At 57.3% G+C, this 7,816-nt stretch carries 6 protein-coding genes; 5 read left to right on the top strand and 1 reads right to left on the bottom strand.

The window, feature by feature from the left end; translation table 11 throughout:
* Positions 1-84: 84 nt before the first annotated feature.
* Positions 85-1,374: a citrate synthase gene (gene gltA / locus AS89_RS0107570; protein ID WP_010131894.1), complete on the bottom strand. Its 1,290-nt coding sequence runs from the start codon at positions 1,372-1,374 to the stop codon at positions 85-87.
* A 659-nt stretch (positions 1,375-2,033) separates the two neighbouring features.
* Between gltA and sdhC the strand changes: the two genes are divergently transcribed.
* From sdhC to AS89_RS0107545, 5 genes are all read left to right on the top strand, one after another.
* Positions 2,034-2,408: a succinate dehydrogenase, cytochrome b556 subunit gene (gene sdhC, locus AS89_RS0107565; protein ID WP_010131893.1), complete on the top strand. Its 375-nt coding sequence runs from the start codon at positions 2,034-2,036 to the stop codon at positions 2,406-2,408.
* Positions 2,402-2,770 (top strand): succinate dehydrogenase, hydrophobic membrane anchor protein, encoded by a 369-nt coding sequence (gene sdhD / locus AS89_RS0107560; protein WP_010131892.1) that lies wholly within the window; start codon positions 2,402-2,404, stop codon positions 2,768-2,770. The genes sdhC and sdhD overlap by 7 nt, the downstream gene beginning before the upstream one ends.
* Positions 2,771-2,773: 3 nt before the next feature.
* Entirely contained in the window at positions 2,774-4,546 is a 1,773-nt protein-coding gene (gene sdhA, locus AS89_RS0107555; protein WP_010131891.1) for a succinate dehydrogenase flavoprotein subunit, read from the top strand.
* 18 nt (positions 4,547-4,564) lie between these two features.
* Positions 4,565-5,269 (top strand): succinate dehydrogenase iron-sulfur subunit, encoded by a 705-nt coding sequence (locus AS89_RS0107550; protein ID WP_010131890.1) that lies wholly within the window; start codon positions 4,565-4,567, stop codon positions 5,267-5,269.
* 193 nt (positions 5,270-5,462) lie between these two features.
* Positions 5,463-7,816, top strand: a 2,354-nt coding sequence (locus tag AS89_RS0107545) for a 2-oxoglutarate dehydrogenase E1 component (protein WP_010131889.1), incomplete at its 3' end; no start/stop codon positions are given.

The raw sequence follows: 7,816 nt of genomic DNA, 5'->3' as shown, positions 1-7,816 counted from the left end.
GTCACGGTAACCCGGCGCGACAGAACTAACCGAAAAAACCCGGCGAGTCGGCCGGTTTTTTTTGGGGCGAAATTCCGTTCGGAATTAACGCTTGTCGAGATCCACGTAGTCGCGCGCGGTGTAGCCGGTGTACAGCTGACGCGGACGGCCGATCTTGTACGGGTTGGAAATCATTTCGTTCCAGTGCGCGATCCAGCCAGCGGTACGGCCGGTAGCAAAAATCACGGTGAACATGTCGGTAGGAATACCGATCGCCTTCATGATGATACCGGAGTAGAAGTCGACGTTCGGGTAGAGTTTCTTCTCTACGAAGTACTCGTCTTCCAGCGCGATCTTTTCCAGCTTCTTGGCGATACGCAGCAGCGGATCGTTCTCAGCGCCCATCGCACCCAGGACTTCGTCACAGATGCCCTGCATTACACGGGAACGCGGGTCGAAGTTCTTGTATACGCGGTGGCCGAAGCCCATCAGGCGGAACGGATCGTTCTTGTCTTTGGCCTTGGCAACGTACTCGTCGATGCGGCTCTCGTCGCCAATCTCCTGCAGCATGTTCAGTACCGCTTCGTTGGCGCCGCCGTGTGCCGGGCCCCACAGGGTCGCAATACCGGAAGAGATACAGGCGAACGGGTTGGCGCCAGAGGAACCAGCCAGGCGTACGGTGGAAGTAGACGCGTTCTGCTCATGGTCTGCGTGCAGCAGGAAGATCACATCCATGGCCTTGGCCACGATCGGGTCGATCTTGCTCGGCTCACACGGGTTGCCGAACATCATGTGCAGGAAGTTCTCGGAGTAGCTCAGGCTGTTGTCCGGGTACATGAACGGCTGGCCTTTGCTGTGCTTGTAGCACATGGCGGCCAGGGTCGGCATCTTGGCGATCAGGCGGTCCGCAGAGATCTTGCGGTGCTCCGGGTCGGTGATGTCCAGGGAGTCGTGGTAGAAGGAGGCCAGGGCGCCCACAACACCGCACATCATTGCCATCGGGTGCGCGTCGTAGCGGAAACCTTTAAAGAAGTTAACCAGGGACTCGTGAACCATGGTGTGGTTCATGATGCTGTCAACGTACTCTTTCTTCTGCTCTGCGTTGGGCAGTTCGCCATTCATCAGCAGGTAGCAGGTTTCCAGGTAATCGGATTTGTCCGCCAGTTGCTCGATGGGGTAGCCGCGGTGCAGCAGTACGCCCTTGGCACCATCGATATAGGTGATCTTGGATTCGCAGGAGGCGGTGGACATGAAGCCCGGGTCGTAGGTGAACAGGCCTTTGCTGGCCAGGCTGCTGACGTCAACAACGTCGGGACCGGCAGTGCCAGAATAGACTGGCAGGTCGAATGGGGCGTCGAAACCGTCGACCGCGAGTTGAGCTTTCTTGTCAGACATTGTGGACTCCTAAAAACTATTCTTTCGCCAGCTTTTTTATTTCCACACAAATTGCTGAAGTGGATTCGGCAATTCACGGCCCTGGGAAGGGCGAAATCCGCGCTTTTCCGTGATCACATTTTATAAATCTGTGTGTATCGCGGAGGTTTCTGCTGCGCAGGCACAACCCGGAAAGTGCCGGATTCTGCGGGCTCGGACGGCCTTCATTGGCTACATCCAGACGCGGATATGGGGCTAGCGGGCTTTTGAGCGCGGCCAAACTTAAGTGGCGCGCCTCAAATTGTCAAACCAAATTGCCGTGGCTAGACGGTTCCGGGCCGCAGGATCTTCCGTAGTAGATCGGAGTGGCAGGGAAATTGCCTGTCTGGAAGGGCGATATGGCATGTAAATTTCGGCACCAGCCCGACAGGTTGAATCGCGCGCTTCATACTTTGGTCGGCTGGGTGGCGCTGAATGCAACTGGTACAAAGCCGTCCGTGCCGACTTTCGGTTCGTTGTGTTTTGATATGCGAATGCCTATAATCCGCGCGGCTTGCGCCTTGGTAAGGCCACTTTGTACAAGACCTCTACAGGTTGACTGGAAAGTGATCAGCAAGCTCGCCCGGTATGTAGATATTTAGCGGGCGCCCCGTCTTTCAGGGTAACAAGGTGTTTTTCCTGTGAACAAAAACAGACCTGTCAATTTAGACATTTCTACTATTAAGCTCCCTGTACCAGCGTTGGTATCCATTCTGCATCGTATTTCTGGTGTGGTGCTCTTCGCTGTGGTTGCACTTTTGTTGTGCATGCTGGACTCCAGTCTGGAATCTGAGCAGGGTTTCCAAAAAGTAGCAGACTTTTTTACCAGTGTGCCGGCCAAGCTCGTGCTGTGGCTCTCATTGGCTGCACTGATCTACCACCTGATCGCTGGTGTGCGTCACCTGATCATGGATCTGGGTTTGGGTGAAAGCCTCGAAGGTGGTCGCCGTAGCGCCATCCTGGTTCTGGTGCTTTCTGTTGTGCTCATTCTGCTGGCGGGGGTTCTGATATGGTAAAGGCAGTTACTGGTTTTGGTCGTAGCGGCCTGTACGACTGGTTTGTTCAACGCGTTACCGCTGTGGTGCTGGTGGCGTACACCCTCTTTATAGTGGGTTTCATTTTTCTTTCCAAAGATTTTGGCTACGAAAGCTGGTCTGCTCTGTTCGAGCAGCGCTGGGTTCGCGTATTCAGCCTGGTCGCTCTTATCTCCACAATTGCTCACGCCTGGATCGGTCTCTGGTCCGTGGTAACTGATTACATCACCAACCGCATGATGGGTGGCAAAGCGACCGTCCTGCGGATTCTGGTTGAAGTGTTGTTAGGTGCTGTTGCCGTGTTTTACGCGGTGTGGGGCATCGAAATTCTGTGGGGTGTGTAAGTTATGTCGAATATGCGAACAATAACCTTTGACGGCATCGTAATCGGTGGCGGCGGCGCGGGCATGCGCGCTGCGCTGCAGATGGCTCAGTCCGGTTTCAAGACTGCGGTTATTACCAAAGTATTTCCTACCCGTTCTCACACGGTTTCCGCCCAGGGTGGTATCACCTGTGCGATCGCCAGCGACGACCCCAATGACGATTGGCGCTGGCACATGTTCGACACCGTCAAGGGTTCCGACTACATCGGTGACCAGGACGCGATCGAATACATGTGTTCCGTAGGCCCCGAAGCAGTGTTCGAGCTCGAGCACATGGGCCTGCCGTTCTCCCGTACTAAAGAAGGCCGTATCTATCAGCGTCCTTTCGGTGGCCAGTCCAAAGACTTCGGTCGCGGCGGCCAGGCAGCACGTACCTGTGCGGCGGCAGACCGTACCGGTCACGCCCTGCTGCACACCCTGTATCAGGGCAATATCAAGAACGACACCGTGTTCCTCAACGAGTGGTTCGCGGTAGACCTGGTGAAGAATCAGGATGGCGCTGTTGTCGGCGTGATCGCCATGAACATCGAAGATGGCGAGGTCGTTTTCGTTAAGTCCAAGGCGACCGTTCTCGCCACCGGTGGTGCGGGCCGTATCTTCGCCTCCACCACGAATGCACACATCAATACCGGTGACGGCATCGGTATGGCACTGCGTGCCGATATTCCTGTGCAGGACATGGAATTCTGGCAGTTCCACCCGACCGGTATCCACGGTGCCGGCGTACTGGTAACCGAAGGTTGCCGTGGTGAAGGTGGTTACCTGGTGAACAAGGACGGCGAGCGCTTCATGGAGCGTTACGCGCCGAATGCCAAAGACCTGGCGGGCCGCGACGTTGTTGCACGCTCCATGGTTCTGGAAATCCTCGACGGCCGCGGTTGTGGCCCGGATGGCGACCACGTATTCCTGAAGCTGGATCACCTGGGTGAGAAAACCCTGAACGCCAAGCTGCCGGGCATCCTTGAGCTGTCCCGTACCTTTGCGCACGCTGACCCTGTCAAGGTGCCGATCCCGGTTGTGCCGACCTGTCACTACATGATGGGTGGCCTGGCGACCAACATTCACGGTCAGGTACTGACCCAGGATGCGTCCGGTAACGATCACGTGATCGACGGCATCTATGGCTGTGGTGAAGTTGCCTGTGTATCCGTGCACGGCGCCAACCGCCTGGGCGGTAACTCGCTGCTGGACCTGGTGGTCTTCGGTCGCGCTTCTGGCCTGTTCATCGAAAAAGCCCTGCGCGAAGGTATCGAGCATCGCGAAGCGAGCGAGTCTGACCTCGAAGCCGCGATGAGCCGCCTGAACCGCCTGGAAACCAAGAACGACGGTGAGAAAGCCGCCGATCTGCGCAAAGAACTGCAGAACGTAATGCAGAACCACTTCGGTGTATTCCGTCGCGGCGACTTCATGGCCGAAGGCGTGAAGAAGCTGGAAGACCTGCGCGCACGTATTGAAAACGTTCGCCTGGACGACAAGAGCCGTGCGTTCAACACCGCGCGTATCGAAGCGCTGGAACTGCAAAACCTGTTGGAAGTTGCCGAAGCGACGGCGATCGCCGCAGAAACGCGTACCGAAAGCCGCGGCGCCCACGCGCGCGAAGACTTCCAGGAGCGCGATGACGAGAACTGGCTGTGCCACTCCATGTTCTTCCCGGCGGAGAAGCGTGTTGGCAAGCGTGCCGTTAACTTTGCGCCCAACACCGTAGAAGCTTTCGAACCGAAAGCGCGTACGTACTAATTCGGGAGCGGAAAGACCATGTTGAAAGTAAGCATCTACCGTTACAACCCGGAAACCGATTCTGCACCGTACATGCAGGATTACGAAGTAGACACCCAGGGCAAAGACCTGATGGTGCTGGACGTACTGGAGCTGTTGAAAGCCCAGGACGCGACCCTGGCATTCCGTCGCTCTTGTCGTGAAGGTGTGTGCGGTTCCGACGGCATGAATATCTCCGGCAAGAACGGTCTTGCCTGCATCATGCCGCTGTCTGAAGCTGCGCCGAAAGGCAAGCTGGTACTGCGCCCGCTGCCGGGTCTGCCGGTTATCCGCGACCTGGTTGTGGATATGGAGCAGTTCTACACCCAGTACAAGAAAATCGAACCTTACCTGCAGAACGACACTCCGGCCCCGGCCATTGAGCGTCTGCAGTCTCCGGAAGATCGCGCAAAACTGGATGGCCTGTACGAGTGTATTCTCTGCGCCTGTTGTTCCACGTCTTGTCCTTCTTTCTGGTGGAACCCCGACAAGTTCATCGGCCCGGCGGGCCTGTTGCAGGCCTACCGCTTCCTGGCGGACAGCCGCGACACCGCAACCGACGAGCGCCTGGGTAAACTGGACGACCCGTTCAGCGTGTTCCGCTGCCACGGCATCCAGAACTGCGTCAATGTTTGTCCCAAGGGCCTGAATCCAACTCGGGCAATCGGACATATCCGCAATATGTTGATAACCCGCGCCGTATAACGGATGCCCCGGTAGCGGGGAGTGGGTTACCCACCAAAAATATAAGCACAATTAGGCCGACAGCAGCGCAGGTGTCAGGCCTATACGAAAGAGGGGAGGTGTCTATTTCAGCACCTCCCCTTTTGTGAGTGAAAAGACAGGAAAGAGCGGCGCGAAGATCAAGGGTGCGCGCCGTCAATTGAGGTAGGCATTAATGCACGAAAGCTCTATGGAGGCGCTCTGGCGGACTTCACATATCTCAGGTGGTAACGCCGGGTATGTGGAAGATCTGTATGAGACCTATCTGCACGACCCCAGTGGTGTACCGGAAGAATGGCGCAGCTACTTTGACAGCCTGCCGCGTGTCAGCGGTGGCGATGTCTCCCATGCTGCGATTCGCCAGCACTTTGAACTACTGGCGAAAAACCGTACCCGTCCTCTTGCCGCTCCCGGCGCCGGCTCTGTCAATGTTGAACATGAGCGCAAGCAGATCAAAGTTCTGCAACTGATCAATTCCTACCGTCACCGCGGCCACAAGAAGGCCACCCTTGATCCGCTGGGCATCATGGCCCGCGAACAGGTGCCGGACTTGCAATTGAACTTCCACGGCCTCACCGAGGGCGACTTCGACACCACTTTCCAGACCGGTGACCTGTTCTTCGGTAACGGCGAATCCACTCTGCGTGACATCGTACAGGGCCTCGAAAATACCTACTGCGGAAACCTCGGCGCAGAAATCATGCATCTGTCGAATCTCGACGAGCAGCAGTGGTTTCAGCAGCGTCTTGAGCGCAGCCAGTGCAAACCTACGTTCGGTGAAGATATTCGCGTCGAAATTCTGCAGCGCCTGTCTGCTGCGGAAGGCCTCGAGCGTCACCTGGATTCCAAGTACCCGGGTACCAAGCGCTTCGGTGTGGAAGGTGGCGAGAGCCTGATCCCGCTGATGGACGCGCTGATTCGTCGCTCCGGTACCTACGCGGTAAAAGAGATTGTGATCGGCATGGCCCACCGTGGTCGCCTGAACACCCTGGTCAACATTCTCGGTAAAAACCCCGCGGACCTGTTTGAAGAGTTCGAAGGCAAGAAAACCCTCGATACCTCCGGTGACGTTAAGTACCACCAGGGCTTCTCTTCCAACGTGATGACCCCGGGTGGCGAGGTGCATTTGGCGCTGGCCTTTAACCCGTCGCATTTGGAAATCTGTGCGCCGGTGGTTGTGGGTTCCGTGCGCGCCCGTCAGGATCGCCGCGGCGACAGCACCGGCGAAAAAGTACTGCCGATCAACATCCATGGTGATGCGGCATTCGCCGGTCAGGGCGTGGTGCAGGAAACCCTGCAGATGTCCCAGACCCGCGGTTACTACACCGGCGGCACCATCCACCTGGTGCTGAACAACCAGGTTGGTTTCACCACCAGCAAGCGCGAAGATGCGCGCTCTACCGAATACTGTACCGATGTTGCGAAGATGATTGACGCTCCGGTGCTGCACGTAAACGGTGACGACCCGGAAGCAGTGGTATTGGCGGGCCTGCTCGCAATCGATTACCGCTACGAGTTCAAGAAAGACATCGTGATCGATCTGGTTTGTTACCGCCGTCGCGGTCACAACGAAACCGACGATCCCTCCGGCACCCAGCCGCTGATGTACCAGACCATTCGCAAGCACAAGACGACGCGTACCCTGTACGCGGAGAAGCTGATTGGCGAAGGTGTGCTGGACAAGGCTGCCGCCGACAAGCTGGCCAACGATTACCGCGATAAGCTGGATCGTGGCGAAGACGTGGCTACCGGCCTAGTCAATGAGCCCGACGAATCCATGTTTGTGGACTGGGGCCCGTACCTCAACCACGAGTGGACCGCCGAGGGCGATACCAGCTTTGAGCTGACCAAGCTGAAAGATGTGGCGACCCGCATGACCACCGTGCCCGACGGTATCGTGATGCAGCGCCAGGTTTCCAAGATCTACGACGATCGCCGCAAAATGGCTGGCGGTGCGCTGCCGCTGAACTGGGGCATGGCGGAAACCCTGGCATACGGCACCTTGCTGGAAGAGGGCTATATGGTCCGCTTCACCGGTGAGGACGTTGGCCGTGGTACCTTCTCGCACCGTCACGCGGTGATCCACAGCCAGAAGGACGGCCAGAGCTACGTACCGCTGCAGAACATGTTCGAAGGGCAGCCGCGCTTCGATATGTACGACTCACTGCTGTCGGAAGAAGCCGTGCTGGCGTTCGAATACGGCTATGCCACCACTACCCCGAAATCCCTGGTGGTGTGGGAAGCACAGTTTGGTGACTTTGCCAACGGTGCCCAGGTGGTTATCGACCAGTTCATCACTTCCGGTGAGCACAAATGGGGCCGTATGTGTGGCCTGGTGATGCTGCTGCCGCACGGTTATGAAGGCCAGGGCCCAGAGCACTCCTCTGCGCGTCTTGAGCGTTTTATGCAGCTGTGCGCCGAGCACAACATCCAGGTGTGTAATGCCACCACCCCGGCACAGATCTTCCACCTGCTGCGTCGTCAGGCCGTGCGCCCGATGCGCCGCCCGCTGGTGATCATGAGTCCGAA

Source organism: Microbulbifer agarilyticus S89, assembly GCF_000220505.1.
GTDB classification, from domain to species: domain Bacteria; phylum Pseudomonadota; class Gammaproteobacteria; order Pseudomonadales; family Cellvibrionaceae; genus Microbulbifer; species Microbulbifer agarilyticus_B.
This window is presented reverse-complemented; position numbering and strand designations above follow the sequence as displayed.